The 18,849-nt window shown below is 49.4% G+C and carries 20 protein-coding genes; 16 read left to right on the top strand and 4 right to left on the bottom strand.

Features of this window, described 5'->3' with window-relative positions:
• Window positions 1-7 precede the first annotated feature (7 nt).
• Window positions 8-409 carry a methylmalonyl-CoA epimerase gene (mce, locus tag DZK30_RS07285; RefSeq protein ID WP_118973475.1) on the bottom strand — a complete coding sequence of 134 codons (402 nt, stop codon included), beginning with the start codon at window positions 407-409 and terminating at the stop codon, window positions 8-10.
• Between the two features lie 161 nt (window positions 410-570).
• Between mce and DZK30_RS07280 the strand changes: the two genes are divergently transcribed.
• The 8 genes from DZK30_RS07280 (at window position 571) to DZK30_RS07245 (ending at window position 6,809) form a co-directional block, all read left to right on the top strand.
• Window positions 571-1,713 (top strand): cysteine desulfurase family protein, encoded by a 1,143-nt coding sequence (locus DZK30_RS07280; protein WP_118973474.1) that lies wholly within the window; start codon window positions 571-573, stop codon window positions 1,711-1,713.
• A gap of 105 nt (window positions 1,714-1,818) precedes the next feature.
• Window positions 1,819-2,145: a HesB/IscA family protein gene (locus DZK30_RS07275; RefSeq protein ID WP_118973473.1), complete on the top strand. Its 327-nt coding sequence runs from the start codon at window positions 1,819-1,821 to the stop codon at window positions 2,143-2,145.
• A 414-nt stretch (window positions 2,146-2,559) separates the two neighbouring features.
• Window positions 2,560-3,459, top strand: a complete 900-nt coding sequence (cyoE, locus tag DZK30_RS07270; RefSeq protein ID WP_118973472.1) for a heme o synthase — start codon at window positions 2,560-2,562, stop codon at window positions 3,457-3,459.
• 29 nt (window positions 3,460-3,488) lie between these two features.
• Entirely contained in the window at window positions 3,489-4,055 is a 567-nt protein-coding gene (locus DZK30_RS07265) for a cytochrome c oxidase subunit 3 (protein WP_118973471.1), read from the top strand.
• Between the two features lie 134 nt (window positions 4,056-4,189).
• Entirely contained in the window at window positions 4,190-4,933 is a 744-nt protein-coding gene (locus tag DZK30_RS07260; protein ID WP_118973470.1) for a cytochrome c oxidase subunit 3, read from the top strand.
• Between the two features lie 55 nt (window positions 4,934-4,988).
• The gene (locus DZK30_RS07255) at window positions 4,989-5,435 is read left to right on the top strand and encodes a cytochrome C oxidase subunit IV family protein (protein WP_162902922.1); all 447 of its coding nucleotides are present in this window, start codon (window positions 4,989-4,991) and stop codon (window positions 5,433-5,435) included.
• A 59-nt stretch (window positions 5,436-5,494) separates the two neighbouring features.
• A complete protein-coding gene (locus tag DZK30_RS07250; RefSeq protein WP_118973468.1) occupies window positions 5,495-6,181 on the top strand; it encodes an SCO family protein in 687 nt (228 codons plus the stop codon).
• Between the two features lie 37 nt (window positions 6,182-6,218).
• Entirely contained in the window at window positions 6,219-6,809 is a 591-nt protein-coding gene (locus DZK30_RS07245) for a DUF420 domain-containing protein (RefSeq protein ID WP_118973467.1), read from the top strand.
• A gap of 79 nt (window positions 6,810-6,888) precedes the next feature.
• On the opposite strand, the gene DZK30_RS07240 is transcribed toward DZK30_RS07245, so the two are convergent.
• From DZK30_RS07240 to DZK30_RS07230, 3 genes are all read right to left on the bottom strand, one after another.
• Complete coding sequence (locus tag DZK30_RS07240) at window positions 6,889-7,584, bottom strand: TIGR02117 family protein (RefSeq protein WP_118973466.1); 696 nt, start codon at window positions 7,582-7,584, stop codon at window positions 6,889-6,891.
• A 93-nt stretch (window positions 7,585-7,677) separates the two neighbouring features.
• Entirely contained in the window at window positions 7,678-8,481 is an 804-nt protein-coding gene (locus tag DZK30_RS07235) for a hypothetical protein (RefSeq protein ID WP_118973465.1), read from the bottom strand.
• Between the two features lie 214 nt (window positions 8,482-8,695).
• The gene (locus DZK30_RS07230) at window positions 8,696-9,091 is read right to left on the bottom strand and encodes a group III truncated hemoglobin (RefSeq protein WP_118973464.1); all 396 of its coding nucleotides are present in this window, start codon (window positions 9,089-9,091) and stop codon (window positions 8,696-8,698) included.
• 266 nt (window positions 9,092-9,357) lie between these two features.
• Between DZK30_RS07230 and mraZ the strand changes: the two genes are divergently transcribed.
• The 8 genes from mraZ to DZK30_RS07190 all read left to right on the top strand — a co-directional run bounded on the left by mraZ (window position 9,358) and on the right by DZK30_RS07190 (window position 18,803).
• On the top strand, window positions 9,358-9,822 hold the full coding sequence (gene mraZ / locus DZK30_RS07225; RefSeq protein WP_118973463.1) for a division/cell wall cluster transcriptional repressor MraZ: 465 nt from the start codon (window positions 9,358-9,360) through the stop codon (window positions 9,820-9,822).
• Window positions 9,823-9,876: 54 nt separating this feature from the next.
• The gene (gene rsmH, locus DZK30_RS07220) at window positions 9,877-10,785 is read left to right on the top strand and encodes a 16S rRNA (cytosine(1402)-N(4))-methyltransferase RsmH (RefSeq protein ID WP_118973462.1); all 909 of its coding nucleotides are present in this window, start codon (window positions 9,877-9,879) and stop codon (window positions 10,783-10,785) included.
• 47 nt (window positions 10,786-10,832) lie between these two features.
• Window positions 10,833-11,291, top strand: coding sequence for an FtsL-like putative cell division protein (locus DZK30_RS07215; protein WP_118973461.1), 459 nt, complete (start codon window positions 10,833-10,835; stop codon window positions 11,289-11,291).
• Window positions 11,292-11,312: 21 nt separating this feature from the next.
• The gene (locus DZK30_RS07210) at window positions 11,313-13,400 is read left to right on the top strand and encodes a penicillin-binding protein (RefSeq protein WP_118973460.1); all 2,088 of its coding nucleotides are present in this window, start codon (window positions 11,313-11,315) and stop codon (window positions 13,398-13,400) included.
• 19 nt (window positions 13,401-13,419) lie between these two features.
• Entirely contained in the window at window positions 13,420-14,883 is a 1,464-nt protein-coding gene (locus DZK30_RS07205) for a UDP-N-acetylmuramoyl-L-alanyl-D-glutamate--2,6-diaminopimelate ligase (protein ID WP_118973459.1), read from the top strand.
• A gap of 32 nt (window positions 14,884-14,915) precedes the next feature.
• Window positions 14,916-16,187, top strand: a complete 1,272-nt coding sequence (gene mraY / locus DZK30_RS07200) for a phospho-N-acetylmuramoyl-pentapeptide-transferase (protein ID WP_118973458.1) — start codon at window positions 14,916-14,918, stop codon at window positions 16,185-16,187.
• 9 nt (window positions 16,188-16,196) lie between these two features.
• Window positions 16,197-17,555: a UDP-N-acetylmuramoyl-L-alanine--D-glutamate ligase gene (gene murD / locus DZK30_RS07195; protein ID WP_118973457.1), complete on the top strand. Its 1,359-nt coding sequence runs from the start codon at window positions 16,197-16,199 to the stop codon at window positions 17,553-17,555.
• A 90-nt stretch (window positions 17,556-17,645) separates the two neighbouring features.
• The gene (locus DZK30_RS07190) at window positions 17,646-18,803 is read left to right on the top strand and encodes an FtsW/RodA/SpoVE family cell cycle protein (RefSeq protein ID WP_118973456.1); all 1,158 of its coding nucleotides are present in this window, start codon (window positions 17,646-17,648) and stop codon (window positions 18,801-18,803) included.
• The last annotated feature ends 46 nt before the right edge of the window (window positions 18,804-18,849 follow it).

Here is an 18,849-nt window from a genome sequence, read left to right as displayed (position 1 = left end):
GCGAGATCTATTTCCGTTCCTGGCACAGCTCGATCAGCACGCCATTGGTACCCTTGGGGTGCAGGAAGCAGACCAGCTTGTTATCTGCGCCTGTCTTGGGCTGCTCGTTCAGCAAGGTAAAGCCTTCGCCGGCAAGTCTTTTCATTTCGGCCTCGATGTCGGCTACTTCAAAGGCGATATGATGCATGCCTTCGCCCTTTTTGGCCAGGAAAGCGGCAATGGGGCTTGTTTCTGTGGTCGCTTCCAGCAGTTCCAGCTTGGTTTCACCATGACGGAAGAACGCGGTGTTGACACCTTCGGTAGCCACTTCTTCCGTTTTGTAGCAGCCGGTGTTCAGTAATTTTTCAAATAAGGGTATGGAAACAGCGAGGTCTTTTACTGCTATACCAATATGCTCTACTCTGATCATATTTTACAATAGTTTTTATAGATGGGAAAATCAATACAGGAGATACTTCCAGCGGAGCGAAAGTAAAACTTTCAGGTTAATTTTGCGGGGTTGGCCCTTTTATAAAAACGGTTTGGCCCCTGATGGTTTTTGAATGATCTTTGGCGCAGCGGAATTATAACATGATCTATCTTGACTACAATGCGACAACGCCATGCGATCCTGCGGTAGTAGAAGCCATGCTGCCTTACTTCAGCGTAAAGTTTGGCAACGCCGCCAGTAAAACGCATCCTTATGGCTGGATTGCCGATGAAGGCGTGGAGCAGGCTAGAAAGCAACTGGCTGTATTGCTGAAGGCGGAGCCACAGGAGATCGTTTTTACGTCGGGTGCTACCGAAGGTTGCAACCTGGCTTTGAAGGGCGTTTATGAAATGTACGCTGCTAAAGGCAAGCATATTATAACTGTAGCAACGGAGCATAAAGCTGTGCTGGATACCTGCAGGCAGTTGGAGCGGAAAGGTGCTGAGATCACCCGGCTGGAAGTGAATGAAGACGGCCTCATTGATCTGGATCAGCTGGTAACAGCTATCAGACCGGATACGATACTGATCGCTGTGATGTATGCCAATAACGAAACCGGCGTAATACAACCGATAGCGGCAATAGGCCGGCTGGCCAGGGAGCACGGTGTGCTTTTTTTTACCGATGCGACCCAGGCTGCAGGTAAGCTGCCGATGGACGTGCACCACGACCAGGTGGATATCCTGGCGTTGAGCGCACATAAGTTTTATGGTCCCAAAGGTGTGGGCGCCTTGTATATCAGGCGGCGCGATCCCAGGGTCCGGCTAATGGCTCAAATAGACGGCGGCGGTCACGAACGCGGATTTCGCAGCGGTACGCTGAATGTGCCGGGTATCGTGGGCCTGGGTAAGGCAGCCGTACTGGCGATGGACAATATGACGGGGGAGCAGGAACGCCTGCGCCGTATGAGAGATCATTTGGAACGATCTTTGCTTGGGTTGGAGGGAACGGTAGTGAATGGCAATAAAGAGCAGCGTATGGCACATGTGACTAATTTGTCGTTTGCGCATGTGAAAGCCGAACGGCTGATCGCGGCGCTCAATAGCCAGATCGCTTTTTCGGTAGGTTCGGCCTGCACATCGGCCAGCAAAGAGCCATCGCACGTGTTGGCGGCTATGGCCTTGGGCGACGGGCGCATCAAGGGCTCTATACGGCTTAGCCTTGGGCGGTTTACGACAGAAGCCGAAATAGAACATGCGATCGGCCTTATCGGGGAAACCGTAAGGAGCGCGCAAATGGTTTAGGTATTTGTTTGCTGATTTTTTAAATAAAATTTAACTTTGCCCTGAACGGAATCGTTTAGGCCGCTGCTATAAAAGAAAAAAAGCATTGGAATAAATTGTATTTTTATGATATACATTACTGATAAAGCGAAGGAACGTGTGTTGCAGATACACGATGAAGAGCATCTTGGAGCGGATTACTTCCTGCGTATCAGTGTGGTAGGTGGCGGTTGTTCCGGTCTTTCCTACAAGCTGGATTTTGACAACGAGCCCCAGAAAGGTGACCAGGTGTTTGAAGATAAAGGGATAAAATTGGTCACGGATATCAAAAGTTTTTTGTATCTTTGTGATACTACGTTAGAATTCACAGCCGGCCTAAATGGAAAAGGCTTTCATTTTATCAATCCAAATGCCAGCCGTACGTGCGCATGCGGAGAAAGTTTTGCGGTGTAGGTGTTATAATGAACGTTGGCCATAGCGGAACTAAGCCTAAACTGCAATCGGGCGGGAGATGATTCTCCCGCCTTTTTATATAAGTCCTTCGACCCATATGCTGCGGGGCTATTTTCTTCAACCCCGGTACAGTTACTTCCGGACGCCTACATTTCTTTCCTGGTTTTTTTGAGCGGCTTAAGGTTGATCGCGTCATCAAGGTTGTCTTATACCTCCCAAACAGGCACTGCAGGCTACTTATCGCCCGCTTGAAGCCTGTCGCGGCAACAGAATGTTGATAGCACAACCAAGCCGGAACGCGCGCAAACAAGGCTGGAACAGTGGTCTTTTAAAAATCTTCTGTAAAAAAACGGTAAAACTTTTACCTTTGCCCTCCGATTCATCTTTCCACATCCATATTCTTAATTCGTTTTCATGCTTCGGGAAGAGCCTTTAAAAGTGAAAGAGTACTCCATTGCGGTCGCCAAATTGCGCGATTATGCCCAGTTGATGAAACCCAACCTGAGCTTTATGGTCGTATTCTCCAGCGTAGTCGGCTATCTTATGGTACCCGGAGTAGCCTTGGTTTGGAAAAATGTGCTGCTCTTGTTTCTAGGTGGTATGCTGGTCACGAATGGCGCCAATATTATCAACCAGATACTGGAGCGTTACAGCGACCGGCTGATGAAACGTACCATGCTGCGCCCATTGCCCGATGAGCGCATGGGTACTACGGAGGCCTGGATACTTTGTATACTCTCTGCCGCAGCCGGTGTAGGCCTGCTGGCTTATTACTTCAACCTGGCATCGGCCCTGCTTAGTCTGCTTTCCCTGTTGTTATACGGCTTTGCCTATACGCCGATGAAGAAGATCCATCCCATTGCCACTTTTGTGGGCGCCATACCCGGTGCGCTGCCGCCGCTTATCGGATGGGTGGCAGCCACGGGCTCCTTCGGCCTGGGTGGCTGGTCACTTTTCCTTATACAGTTCTTCTGGCAGTTCCCCCATTTCTGGGCCATTGCCTGGGTGGGGTACGAAGATTACCTGAAGGCCGGTATCCGTATGCTGCCTTCACGCGAGGGAAAGACCTCCTTTACAGGTCTGCAATGCATTTTTTACAGCCTCACACTTATCCCCCTGGTAATGCTGCCGCATCAGCTGGGACTTAGCGGCAGTGTGGGTATGTGGGTATCGATTGCCTGCGGCTTGCTTTATTGCCTTGCCTCCTTTGTTTTTTATCTCCGGAACGATCGTGCTTCGGCCAAGCGGCTCATGTACGCGTCCTTTATTTATTTACCTACCGTATTGCTGGCCTTGCTTATTGATAAGCTGTAGGCGGGAAGGGTTCAAGATTACATTTGCGTATGATGACGGTTGAAAAAAGCACCCAAAGAAGAAAGATACACCCGAAGAAGTTTGCCATGTGGATCGCTATCGGCAGCATCATCATGATGTTTGGCGGCCTTACCAGCGGCTATATCGTGCGTCGCTCCCAGGGCAATTGGGAAACCTTCCGCCTGCCGGTTGAATTCTATATTTCCACGGCAGTGATCCTCATCAGCAGCCTTACGCTGCACCTGGCCCTGCGCAGCTTTAAGCAGCGCCGTATGCCCCTGCACCGCAGCATGGTAACACTTACTTTCCTGCTGGGCATCGCTTTTACCGTATTGCAATATTTTGGATTTAAGGACCTGTATCTCCAGATGAAATGGAACAATAATGTTTCCTTTCAATACCTGATCGTGATCGTGCTGGTGCATGCACTGCACATCCTTGGCGGCGTGGCAACGCTCCTGATCCTCTGGCTCCGTACCTATAGCCGCAAGGTGAAAACCTACAGCAGCACAGGCCTCGAGATCGCGAGCACCTACTGGCATTTCGTAGACCTGCTTTGGATTTACCTGTTCATCTTTTTTATTATGAACCGTTAACCCTTTTTGTCCCGGCGGCCACAAGGCAGGCTCATAGCTGTTTTGAAAAAATATGCCGCCGTTGCTTTTAATAATAAACAACATACACTAACTTGCAGCGTCTTTTGAGCTATTAAAAAAATTTTTACCGTTTTATGACACAAGCGACTACAACTACAGCGGAGATCAAAAAGTGGGATGGCGGCCATTCCCCTTTTAACCTGAGCTATGGTAAAATCATGATGTGGTTCTTCCTTCTGTCCGATGCGCTTACCTTCGGTGCCCTGCTGATCAGCTATGGTACCAAGCGTTTCTTCAGCAATGTGTGGCCCGATTCCAATCATGTATTCAGGGCCTTTCCCGGCTTCGGCGATAAGAACCTCCCCTTGATGTTTGTGAGCTTGATGACCTTTATCCTGATCCTGAGTTCGGTAACGATGGTGCTGGCCGTACACGCCGGTCACTATAAAGACAAGAAGTCGGTGATCAAATGGCTGCTGTTCACCATTATCGGTGGTATTGCGTTCCTCAGCTGCCAGTGCTGGGAGTGGGTGCATCTGCACAGCGAAGGCGCCTGGTGGGGCAGCTTTGTCGATCCGGCTACTACGCCTAAGGAAAGCCTGGAGCATTTTTACAACCCGCTCGTATATGCCGGTATGTCCATCCAGGATGGCGTCAATGCGACCACGAGCTTCTTCAACTTCTTCTTTACCATTACCGGTTTCCATGGTATGCACGTACTTTCCGGTGTGCTGCTGAATGTAATGATCCTGGTAAACACGGTTAACGGTACTTACGAACGCCGCGGTCATTATGAGATGATCGAAAAGGTAGGCCTCTACTGGCACTTTGTAGATCTGGTATGGGTATTTGTATTTACCTGCTTCTACCTGCTCTAGCCGCAACCGTCAGCTGGTATCTTTATCTTCAATATTCTTTAAAAGCATTTATAACATGTCTGCACATCATCATAGCGACAACGTTCAGGAACTTTACGAAGGCGATCAGTCCAAGCTGTACTCCGGCGTAATGAGTCACCATCATGATATCAATTCTTCAGAAAGCAAAGGCCAGGTAAAGCGTATCTGGAAAATTACCCTTATCCTTACAGCCATTACCATTGCGGAAGTTGCGGTCGGTCTGTGGGCACATCATTCTGGCGCATTCAACAAAGTATTTCTCGCGTTCTACTTCCTGCTGCTTACCGTTGTAAAAGCCGCATTGATCGTAAGGGTGTTTATGCACCTGGGCGACGAGAAGAAGAACTTTGTTATGGCCATCATTATTCCACTTTCCCTGTTCATATGGTTCATCATCGCCTTTCTGGCCGATGGCGACTTCTGGCTGCGCATGAACAATACTCAAGCGCATACCCGGACCGAGCAGGTGAAAAAATGGTAGTAACCGCAGGCTAGCCGTTTGTATTTGATCATCTGTAGCCGAGCTTAAGAAACAGTAACATGCGTCTTAATAAAATAATCAAGTATCTTATAGGAATAACAATAGCGGCTGCTGTGCCGCTATTGTTTTTTTTTGTGACACCCAGCGGCAGGCTTAATATCCCGGCCTATTACCGGCCCGAGCGTATTGTGAGCCGGATGGAGAAGGGCAAGGTAGTACGGGATACTTTTTTCCACCAGGTCAGGGACCTTACACTTACCAACCAGCTGGGACAGAAAGTAAGTCTGAACAAGGATCTGAAGGGAAAGGTGCTGGTGATCGACTTTATCTTTACTACCTGTCCCTCGGTATGTCCCCGGCTGAGCGCCAACATGAAGGAGCTTCAGAAGGCCTATATCAAAAAGAACCCCGAGCTGGTGCAGTTTATTTCGATATCGGTCGATCCGGAACGGGATTCAGTACCCGCGTTGCGGGAATATGCCAATCGCTATGAGGCCGACCATGACCGTTGGTGGTTCCTCACCGGGAACAAAGACAGCATTTTTAATTATGCTAAAAATGAGCTTGGACTGCTGCTTGAAAATGCAGATGTACCCGGCGATTTTGTACACTCGCAAAAGATGATCCTGATCGATACGGCGAGGAATATACGGGGCTATTTTGATGGTCTCGACAAAACCCAGACCAAGAAGATCGCCGACGATATTTATATCCTGAATGTAGAAAAAAGAAAGCACGGTCGCTGATCATCTATCCGGATTTAGAACGAATCAATCAATGTCAATGATACCCAATCCTGTATTAAAGAAGAACGACAAAAGAGCCAATTGGATCATAGCGATCGTCTCACTCGTGATCTTTGTAATAGTGGCTTCCCTCAGCCGCATTCCGCCGCCCCCGTTTCCCTTTGGCTTTAATGTCCATATTTTTGCCCTTATCAATTCCATTATCAATTCGGCCGTGGCCATCCTGCTGGTCGCAGGCCTGCTGGCCGTCAGGCAAAAGCAATATGTCCTGCACAAGAATATCATGATGGTGGCCATTGTGTTGTCGGTGCTGTTCCTGGTGTTTTATATCGGGCATCACCTGTTTGCCGGCGACAGCAAATTCGGAGATATCAATCACGATAACATATTGACGGAGGCCGAGAAAGCTGCAGTAGGCGGTATCCGCTATCTGTACTATTTCATCCTCATTACCCATATTATCCTGGCGGCTGTTATTCTTCCTTTCATCTTGTTTACAGCATACCGCGCGCTTACCGGTGAATATGGCCGCCATAAAAAGCTGGCCCGCTATACCTGGCCTTTATGGTTTTATATTGCCGTGACCGGTGTGGTGGTCTATTGGATGATTGCTCCTTATTATTCCTGATTTTTTGTAGAGACGTTGTATGCCTGTAGAGATGTTGCATGCCCGTAGAGACGTTGCATGCAACGTCTCTACGGGAAAATCACCGGTATTGGTAAAATATGCCTTTGTCCAGTGGTGTCCACAGGCAGGCCCTTTGATCACAAGCCTTAAGCGCATTGTTGGCCCAGGTATTGCAGGTGTGGAACAGGTCATAAGCGCCTGTCGCCTCATAGAAGGCATCATCCGATCCGTAACCGTCGTTGTGGGTAACAATATTGATGGTACGGTTGAGGCTGTCGTAGCGAAAGCTTTCTCTGATGTATTGCACGAGCTTCCCATATTCGGCCTTACTGATGCGGATCTCCCGGCATCGGTCGTTGGTTGGCATTTGGTGATAGAAAGTGACATGCATGGCCGATGAGCTAAGGTGGAACGCCGCTTTGAAGGCAACGCTGAATTTAAGATCAGACCATTGCGGCGTCTGCAGGTAGAAACCTTTATCACCCCAGCCAAAGGAGGCATATCTGAAGGTTGTATCTTTTGATTCGGTATCCTGAAAACGTGCTATCGGTCGCCAATCCATGATCTCATTGCATACCGGCGTTACCATATCGGTATGGACGCCATTGGTGCGTATATAGATGGAGATATCATCGGGGCCTTGTGTACGGGCATCGGCATTTACCGGTATCCGGGAGCAAAGCCAGGCGCCGCCGGCATAGAGCAGCAGCAAAAGCAGGATGCTGCCCAGCAGGTAGCCCAATCTCTTTGCTGTTTTGATCAGGAATTTCTTCATAGGGTTAAAGGGTATTGTATCAGCAAAAGGCCATAAATTTAATCCGTAGCGATCAAATTTATGGCCTTTTGCCGGGAGTAGGGATTGCCCGGATTAATAGGAGTTCCACCAGCCCCGCTCGTTCCAGGCCCAGGAGAAGGGCATCAGGATAAGGGAAAAGGTTATCTGCTGCTTGCCGATCAGGCTGCTTTTGACGTTGTAGCCGCTCCAGTTGCCGACCAGGTTATTTTTGCCATCGTAAAAGGGTATATAGCCGTAAGCATACTGGGCGCGGAGCTTGAAGCAAATGCCTGCAAAAAAGCTTAGTTCTGCTTTCGCAAAAGGGGCGGCCCCGAAACCGAAGCCGGCATTGTCGAAATCGGCCGTCATGGCGGCGCTTGGCATCACACCAATGCCCATGGTGGCACCCCAGCGCACGTTTTTATTAAGAAAGGCGTCGTTGCCAAACTTGAAGTCGGCGCTCAGTGGTAGTCCCATCTGCATCGATACGCCTGAAAAATAAATGCTGTTCCTGAAATCGTAGACTACATTGCCATTATCGTCTGTAATAACGCCGCTGAACGAAGGTGTATTGTAATCCCATGTGTACATGTTGTAAGTGTAGCCGATGCCCAGCGCCAGCATGCAACGATCGCTGAGGCGCTTCAGGGGAACGGCAGTTCCTATCATGCCGCCGAAGCCATTCTTGGAAGTGACATTTTGGGAAAATGAGGTGTCCAGGCCGTTGTTGGCTACCTCGGTTCGCTTGTATGTAGCTGTAGCGACAGAATAGCTATAGCCGATCTCGTAACGTTGCAGTACGCCGGGAAGTCCAAACCATTGCGCCGCTGCCTGGGAAAAAGCAGTAGCAGTCAATACGATCAGTAATAAGAAAGAGCGGGAGAAAAGATGTTTCATGTGACCAAATGATATATTATGGGCACAAAGTAAAAGAAAAAGTTAAATATAAACTTTTATTTTTTAATTAATTCGAAAAAAACACTTTTCTACTTAATAACAAGGCAATTTATACATCATAAATCACCTAATAATTAATTGTTTATTAACAAATTATGATTAGCTGAACGAAGCGCAACTACTGATTTCTTTTTCCCGGCGAAATTGTTCTTCATTAGAAAAGCGGTTTGAATGAGCCATGTTCCTTCAGGTATTCGAGTTTGGCTTGGAACATAACAGCCATTTTGGATGCCCGCGCCCTGGCATCATCGGCCACAGGCCCTGCAAAATGCGTATCCAGTGTACGGTCAAACAATTGCAGCCAACGCTCAAAATGCTCTGGTTCCAGCGGTAACCGCGCATGCGGCATGAATGGTGCACCTGAGTAAGTATGGCGATCAAGCAATACGGTTTCCCAGAAAGCATACATTTTTGATAAGTGCTCCGGCCATTTGGAGGCGATAGTAGCCTGGAACAAGGGGCCAATCAGCGCATCTTCGCGCACTTTGGTGTAGAATTCATTGACCAGAAGCTCGATATCTTCCCTGTTTTGTATATCTGCTGGTGCCATAATGATCCTTGAGTTGAGAAATAATGCACAAAATTTTCGCTATTGCTGACTGATTTCAAGTCGTAAATCACAATCAAACTGGGGTTTTGCACATTGTGAATCTGTTTATCCACAGTTATTTAGCCAAAATGCGCAGCAATTAATGCAAAGATAATGCAGGCTTGCCTTTCGGCCTTTTTAATATGTGGAAAAAAATCCCAATAAATACAAGTGGTAAATTGTGGGAAATTGTGTTATTTTGTGTTTGAATAGCATCAAAGCCTGTAATGACAAGCCTTTTAGGAGAATATGAAGTATCGATGGACGCCAAAGGACGCGTTCTGGTGCCTTCCGGCTTCCGCAAGCAATTGCCGGAGGGGGAAGATACCTGCTTCATTATCAGCAGGGGTTTGAACAATATCGTTACACTATATCCCGAAAAAAGCTGGGAGCAATTTGCCGCGAAGCTGGGAAAGCTTAATGAATTCAACAGCCAGGCCAGCACACTCAAAAGGGTATTGCTGGGCGGCGCCAACCGGGTAGAGCTGGATGCAGCAGGTCGTTTGCTGATCCCCAAACCCTTACAGGAATTTGCGGGCCTCAAAAAGGACCTGGTATTTCTGGCAGTAGACAACAAAGTGGAAATTTGGGATAAAGATACCTATTACGAGCACATCAGGCAACAAAGCGCCAACCTCACGGAGCTGGCCAACAGTGTATTCGGTAACAGTTTTATGGATCCCTTCCAGTAGTATACCCATAGCAGACAACCAGCCAGGTCTTTTCTTTAGCCGACAAGCCGAATCATGACAGAGCCATTGCATTATCATACTTCCGTATTGCTTCGTGAAGCGGTCGATGCCCTGAACATACAAGAGGCGGGTATTTATGTTGATGGCACTTTCGGTGGCGGTGGCCACAGCCGGGAAATACTGAGCCGGTTGGGCCCCAAGGGAAGGCTGATCGTTTTTGACCACGACAAGGATGCCTGGCAGAACCTGCCCGATGACGGAAGGATATTGCTGGTAAAAGAGAATTTCCGTTACCTGCGCCGTTTCCTGCAATTGCATGGGGCGCCTGAAGTAGACGGTATACTGGTGGACCTGGGTGTAAGCTCTTTTCAGTTTGATACGGCTGAGCGTGGTTTTTCTATCCGCTTCGATGCGCCGCTGGATATGCGGATGGATGAGCGCAGCGATTTTACTGCGGCAGATCTCATAAGGGATTATCCCGAAGCAAAGCTGCACAAGATCCTGGAGCAATACGGCGAAGTCCGCAATGCCCGTACCCTGGCGAAAACGATAGTGGAGGGTCGTAAGAAAATGGCGGTGCATACGATCGACGGCTTTAAAGATATGATCGCCGGTTGTATCAAGGGAAATCCCAATCGCTACCTGGCACAGGTGTTCCAGGCGCTGCGCATAGAAGTGAATGATGAGCTGGGTGTATTGCAGAACTTCCTGGAGCAGACCCCAAGATGCCTGAAACCAGGAGGACGGCTGGCGGTGATCACCTTCCATTCGCTGGAAGACCGGATGGTGAAGCAGTTCATGAAGCAGGGAACGCTGGAACCTGAAGCGGATACAGATCCTTTTGGCCGAAGCCGGACCGAGCGCCCGTTTAAAGTATTGAAGGATGTATCGCCGTCGGAGGAGGAATTGAAAGCCAACAACCGGTCACGCAGTGCCAGGCTGAGAATTGCAGAAAGAGTATAAGGCCGGGACGGGACAAGTTTATCATATACAAGAAATGTCATCATAAGGTGAGCAGCAACAGACTCAATAGCATTGCCGAATCGGAAGCCGAGGTCGTAGCGGTACAGGAAGAAGCACCTGTGGCAGTGGCGCCCGATCCGGCGCCGCAAGCTACCCCCAGGCCGTCGCAACCGGGCCGCTGGAGCAGTTGGAAGGATATAGTGGAGCGCATTTCTTACCAGGGAATTGTGCGCAATATGCCCTACCTCATGTTCCTGACCTTGTTGTGTATCCTGTATATTACCAATAATAACAGAGCGATCTCGCTGACGCGTAACATTAATAGCAAGAGTAAAGAGCTGAAAGAATTGCGCTGGCGCTATATGGATATCCAGTCGCGGTTGATGTACCAAACCTCCGAGACGCAATTGATACCCAAGGCAGCCGCTATAGGATTGAAGCCGCTCGACAAGCCGGCCTTCGAGATCAGAGTAAAAGTACCGGCAACAACAGAAAAAGAAGATTAGGCAACGGTTTAGAACGATCAGATGGATGTAAAACGCGACATACGATTCAGGGTGTACCTTTCCTTTACGGGGATCGTGCTGCTGGCGGCGGCTATTATCGTCAAGGCGCTCATGATCCAGGTAAGCGAGGGGAAAACACTGCGTGCGCAGGCCGAGAAGGCCCATACCAAGAAAGAAACACTCTATCCGGAACGGGGCAATATCTATAGCGAGGATGGCACGTTGCTTTCTTCCACGATACCACAGTTTGATCTGCGTGTCGATTTTAAGGCCATCAATAAAGATACTTTTAAGTATTACCTGGATACCTTGTCGCAATGCATGGCAAAGCTATTTGGCGAGGCTCCGGCAGAGGATTACAAGCGACAGCTCAAAGGCGCTTTCCAGAACCAGGAGCGGTACTGGCTCATGAAGAAGAATGCACAGTACTACCAGTACCAGGCTGCTCGGAATTTTCCTTTATTCAGTAAAGGCAAGAATAAAGGCGGCTTTATTGCTGAGCCGCGTTCCCGGCGGGTAAACCCTTACGGTATGCTGGCTTATCGTACAATAGGTCTGTGGCGTGAAAATGCCGACAATATCGGGCTGGAAATGAAATACGATTCGATACTCTGTGGCAAAGAAGGCACGCGTATCATTCGTAAAGTAACCGGTGGTACCTGGATGCCGATCGAGGGCTCGGAGGTAGACCCGGTCAATGGCCGTGATATTGTCACAACCATCGACATCAATATACAGGACGCAGCCGAGCATGCCCTGCTGGATGTGCTTACAAAGAACAATTGCCAATATGGTACGGCTATCGTGATGGAGGTAAAGACGGGAAAGATAAGGGCTCTGGCCAACCTGGGCAGACAGTCCGATGGCAGCTATTGGGAAGATTTCAACTATGCCATGATTCCCACGGAACCGGGATCAACCTTTAAGCTGATGTCCCTTTATTCTTTGCTGGAAGACGGATATGTAACCATCAACGATAATGTGAACGCACAGGGTGGTGTGGCTGTGTTTGGCAACCAGCGGGTAGTCGACGACCACCACGGATTAGGCGTGATCAGCATCAAAAAAGCATTTGCCCTTTCTTCGAATGTGGCCTTTGCCAAGCTGGTCAACCAATATTATCACAACGACCCGATGAAATACATCAGGCATCTGCAATACCTGCAGCTGAATAAGCGAACCGGTATTGACCTTGCGGGAGAACGGGGGCCTACGATCAAAACCACAAAGAGCCAGAGCTGGAACAAAGTGACGTCCCTGCCCTGGATCGGCTATGGTTACGAAAGCCTGATCACACCGCTGCATACTTGTATGGTGTACAATGCTGTGGCCAATAATGGTAAAATGATGAAGCCCTACCTGGTAAGCGCGATACAGGAGTATGGATTGCCGGTACAGGAGTTTCAACCCACGGTGCTGGTGCCCAGCATTGGCAAGCCCACGACCGTAAGGCAGATGCAGCAAGCCATGCGGGCTGTAGTAGAAGAAGGAACGGCCAAGGGTATTAAATCGCCTTATTATACGGCAGCCGGTAAGACCGGTACAGCGCAGGTGGCCGATAAAGGTATTTCCTATGCAGACGGTGTGCGTCAGGGTTCCTTTGTAGGCTATTTTCCCTATGAGAACCCTCAGTATACGATAACCGTCGTGGTTCGCTCAACACCGCATGGTGCGTACTATGGCGCTGTGGTGGGCGCACCGGTGTTCAAGACCATTGCTGATAAGCTATATGCCAGCCATATCGGAGGCTGGAAGGCGCAAGCCGATTCGCTGGTAAAGCAAAGGCCGCTGGTAGCGAAAAAAAGCACAGGCGGTCACTTGAATGAGGCGATGGCGGCATTGGGATTTACCGCTCCTGCTGCAGCCGGATGGAATGGTATCGTTAACCTGCAGGCCGATTCCAGTGGCAGGTATACGCTGCACAAAACAGCGGTCGTAAAAGATATAGTACCCGATGTGAATGGTATGGGATTGCGTGATGCCTTGTTCCTGCTCGAAAACTCGGGGCTCCAGGTAAGCATCAGCGGCAATGGTAAGGTAGTATCACAATCGGTTCCAGCCGGAAACCGTATCGTGAAAGGACAAAAGATACATATACAATTGGGATAATTGAGCTAAATCAATACAGATGAAAAGCCTTAAGGAAATAGTGGAGGGAATAAAAGTGCTGCAGGTCGCCGGTAACAGCGATGTACAGGTGCAATCCCTTACGCTGGATTCCCGCAAAGCAGGCGAAGGCACCCTGTTCTTTGCACAAAAGGGAACCCTTACCGACGGGCATCAATATATCGATCAGGTGATAGCAGCAGGTGCCATAGCTATCATATGTGAAGTGCTGCCGGCAACACTGTCGCCTGCGGTAACTTATGTGCAGGTAACGCATACGGCAGCGGTGGTAGGCCTGGTGGCGGCAGCCTTTTACGACGTGCCTTCGGCCGGTATGACCGTAATAGGCGTCACCGGTACCAATGGGAAAACAACCGTGGCTACCTTGCTCTACAAGTTGTACACTGCATTGGGCTATACCTGTGGACTGATCTCGACCGTGGAAAATCATATTGGTGGAAAGGTAGTACCGGCCACACATACCACGCCCGACCCGGTAAGCCTGCAGGGCCTGTTCCGGCAGATGGCCGATACGGGTTGCAGCCATGTGTTCATGGAAGTGAGCTCGCACGCCATACACCAGCATCGCATCGCTGGTATCCGGTTCGATGGCGGCATCTTTACCAACATTACGCACGATCACCTGGATTACCATGCAACCTTCGACGAATACATCCGTGTGAAAAAGCTGTTCTTTGACGGACTGGACAAACATGCTTTTGCCCTTACCAATGCCGACGACAAACGGGGTATGGTAATGCTGCAGAATACCAAAGCGGAACGAAAGACTTATTCATTGCGGGTACCGGCCGACTTTAAAGGCAAAGTGCTGGAGAACGATCTGGACGGCTTGCAGATGACCATCAATAAAACCGATGTGCACTTCCGTATGAGCGGGCTGTTCAATGCCTATAACCTGCTGGCAGTATATGGCGCTGCGGAGCTTATGGGCGCCGATAAGATGGAAGTGCTGGCGCTGCTAAGCGATATGAAAGGCGCTCCGGGGCGATTCGATACCTACCGGTCGGTTAATGAACGGCTGCTGGGTATTATCGACTACGCCCATACGCCCGACGCACTGCTGAATGTGCTGGCAACGATCAGGCAGTTTGGTGGTCAACGCCAGCTGATCACTGTGGTGGGCTGTGGTGGTGACCGGGATAAGACCAAGCGTCCGGTAATGGCCGAAGTAGCCTGTGAGCATAGCGATAAGGTGATCCTGACCTCCGACAATCCCAGGAGTGAGGATCCGGAAGCGATACTGAACGATATGGAAAGCGGGCTTAGTTATGCCCAGAAGAAAAAAACCCTGCGGATCAGCGATCGCCGGGAAGCCATTAAAACAGCCTGTTCCCTGGCGCATGAAGAGGATGTGATCCTGGTAGCGGGGAAAGGGCACGAAACGTACCAGGAAATAAAGGGTGTACGCCACCATTTCGACGATAAGGAAGTGCTGCAGGAAATGTTTATCCTGCTCGAAAAATAAGACAAAAGCATTTTTTATAAACACAAGGTTACATGCTGTACTATTTATTCAAATACTTAAGAGATGAGTTTGGACTATCCGGAGCCGGATTATTTCAATACATCACCTTTCGTGCAGGTATGGCTGTGGTGTTGTCGCTGGTGATCACACTCATATTCGGTAAGCGGCTGATACGCTTCCTGCAACGCAAGCAGATAGGAGAGACCATCCGCGATCTTGGCCTGCAGGGCGAAGAAAGCAAGCGGGGTACACCTACTATGGGCGGACTCATCATTATAGCCGGTATCCTGCTGCCGACACTTTTGTTTGCCCGTATCGGGAACGTGTACATTCTCATGATGGTGCTCTCAACGGTATGGCTGGGCCTTATAGGTTTCCTTGACGACTATATCAAAGTGTTCAGGAAAAATAAGGAAGGTCTGGCAGGCCGTTTTAAGATACTGGGTCAGGTGGGCCTCGGGATCATCATAGGCTTTACTATGTATTACAACCAGCATGTAGTAACCACGCGGGAGATCCGTAGCGGGCAGCCCATACTGAACAATAGTGCAGAGACATTGGCCGGCGAGCCATACACACGCATGGATGAGCAGGGCAATCTGCACACCTATGTGCAGGTGCAGGCAGCAGTGACCACAGTGCCTTTTTCCAAGAACCATGAGCTGAGTTATGCCAAGATAGCCTCTATTTTCGGCCAGGGGGCCGTAGGTTGGCTCACGCCTACGATCTATATCCTGTTTGTGATCCTGATCATTACCGGGATATCCAATGGGGCCAATATTACGGATGGCATCGATGGGCTGGCCACCGGGACCTCGGCCATTGCCGGCCTCGCTTTCGGTGTGTTTGCTTACGTATCGGGCAACTATGTGTTTGCCGGCTATCTCAATATAATGCATATTCCCAACCTGGGCGAACTGTCGATTTTCGTCGGTGCTTTCGTTGGAGCTTGTATCGGGTTCCTATGGTACAATTCTTACCCGGCGCAGGTATTTATGGGCGATACCGGGAGTCTGGCGCTCGGTGGCATTATTGCTTCGCTGGCGATCATTGTGCGTAAGGAGTTGCTGGTGCCCATCATTTGCGGCGTCTTCATCGTGGAGAACCTCTCGGTAATGATACAGGTGAGCTATTTTAAGTATACCAAGAAGAAGTACGGCGAGGGCCGCCGCGTTTTCAAAATGTCGCCATTGCATCACCACTACCAGAAGCTGGGCTATCATGAAAGTAAGATCGTTACCCGTTTCTGGATCATAGGGATCATATTGGTGGTAGTGAGCGTCGTGTCTTTGAAAATTCAATAAAAGAAGAACATGCAGCGGACATATAACAGTATTGTAGTGCTGGGTGCAGGGGAAAGCGGGAATGGTGCGGCTATACTGGCAAAGCAACAAGGGCTCCCGGTGTTTGTATCGGATAACGGGAAGATAAAGGAGCAATACCGGAAAGAGCTGGAGGCCGAAGACATTGCTTTTGAAGAAGGCGGGCACGATACAGAGCGGATCATGGCGGCCGATCTTATTATCAAGAGTCCCGGTATCCCCGAAAAAGCACCTTTGATCAAAGCATTGAGGACGGCAGGCAAGGAGATCATTTCTGAGATAGAGTTTGGCTACTGGTACAAAGGAGAAGGAAAGATCATTGCGATTACGGGAAGTAACGGGAAAAGCACCACGACGAGCCTGTTGTATTACCTGCTGAAGAGTGCGGGCCTGGATGTATCCATGGTGGGCAATATCGGGATCAGCTTTGCAAAGCAGGTCGCCCAAAAGCCAACGGCATGGTATGTAATGGAGATCAGCAGCTTCCAGCTGGACGATATCCAGACCTTCAGGCCGGAGATAGGTGTACTGCTGAACATTACGCCCGACCACCTGGATCGTTATGAGTACCAATTTGAACGATATGTCAACTCGAAATTCAGAATAGCCAGGAACCAGACAGCAGAAGACCTGCTGGTCGTCAATGTGGATGATCCCGCGATCGGGGCCTATTTGACACAACATATATTTAAACCGAAAATTATACCTATAACGATGAGCGAACACAATCTGACCCAGGACGACGGAGCTTTTATGAAAGATGAAGAAATGCACCTGAGGTATCGGGGTGACGATACGAATTTATCTATACACGACCTGGCCTTGAAAGGCCGGCACAACCAATATAATTCAATGGCAGCTGGAATTTCAGCCATGGCTTCAGGCATCCGGAAGGAAAAGATCAGGGAAAGCTTCTCCACTTTTGAAGGATTGGAGCACAGGCTTGAATTCGTAGCGACGATAAGGGGCGTAGACTTTATTAACGATAGCAAAGGGACTAATCTCAACTCAGTATGGTTTGCATTGGAAAGCATGAAGCAGCCGGTGGTGCTGATCCTGGGTGGACAAGACAAGGGTAATGACTACAATGAGATCATGGACCTGGTACAGGAAAAGGTGAGGGCGATTGTTTGCATGGGCGTAGACAATGCACCCATACACAAGGCGTTTGAGCATGTGATCAAGAATATTGTTGATACGGGAAGCGCCGTCGATGCAGTAAAAGCGGCTTATGCGCTGGCCGAGAAAGGTGATGTTGTGTTGCTGTCGCCGGGCTGCGCCAGCTTCGACCTCTTTAAAAACTATGAAGACAGGGGAACGCAATTCAAGCAGGCCGTAAGAGAATTGTAAATCCTTCCGGAATCTAATATCTAATATCTAATATCTAAGGCCTAATATCTAGTATCTAAGGTCTAATATCTAACATCTAATATCCAAACCATGCAGCAGGTACTGCAAAGAATAAAGGGAGATAAGGTTATCTGGTCGGTAGTATTGGTACTATCGTTGCTGAGCCTGCTTGCCGTATATTCCGCCACGGGTTCGCTGGCCTGGCGCATGGATAAGAGCTCGGGCTTTTACATGGTAAAGCAGCTGGGCGTGCTTGTAGCCGGCCTGGGCATCATCTTCGTGGTGCACCGGATCAACTACACTAAGTTTGCGCGCTTCTCGGTGATGCTGTTCCTGATCTGTATTCCGCTGCTGATCTATACGCTGTTCTTCGGAACCAAGCTGAACGAAGGCTCGCGCTGGATACGCTTACCCTTGATCAACCTTACTTTCCAAACCTCCGACCTGGCCCGCCTGGCTATCTTCATGTTCCTGGCCCGGCAGCTCAGCGTCAAGCAGAAAGTGATCAAGGATTTTAAAAAGGGATTTTTGCCCGTATTGATACCGGTGCTCATCATTTGTGGCCTGATAGCGCCGGCCAACCTGTCGACGGCCTTACTGCTGGGATTGACCTGCTGTATTTTGTTTTTCATCGGCAGGGTAGATATCAAACATATCATGCTGCTGGCTGGGGTAGGGCTTGTTGGCGTGCTTATGCTGTTCATGGTGTCGAAGGCGCTGGGTGTAGGACGTGGCGCTACCTGGGAAAAGCGTATTGAGAACTACATGGGCAAGGGCACCGACGACAAGGACGGCGATAGCAATTACCAGATCACCCAGGCAAAGATCGCGATCGCCAGTGGCGGTATTACCGGCCGCGGACCGGGCAAAAGCTGGGCCAGGGATTTCCTGCCCCACCCTTATTCCGATTTCATCTTTGCCATCATTATAGAAGAGTATGGTATTATAGGTGCCTCAGTATTGATTGGCGTTTACCTGCTTTTCCTATGGCGCAGCATTCTTATTTTCAGGCGTTGCCCCTATGCTTTCGGTGCTTTCCTGGCAGTTGGTCTAAGCTTTACGCTTGTATTCCAGGCGCTGATGAATATGGCAGTAAATGTGCACCTGGTGCCGGTAACGGGACTAACCCTGCCACTGGTGAGCATGGGCGGTTCGTCGATATGGTTCAACAGCATAGCGATAGGGATTATACTCAGTGTAAGCCGCTATGTCGATGAGATGGAAGGAAGTGAAGCCGTTAAGAATTAAAAAGTAAAAATGAAAAATGAAAAGTAAAAACAGGTGAGGTATGTAA

Source organism: Taibaiella koreensis (assembly GCF_003545715.1).
GTDB lineage: Bacteria > Bacteroidota > Bacteroidia > Chitinophagales > Chitinophagaceae > Taibaiella > Taibaiella koreensis.
The sequence above is the reverse complement of the archived record's forward strand: the minus strand, read 5'-3'. Positions and strand labels throughout refer to the sequence as shown.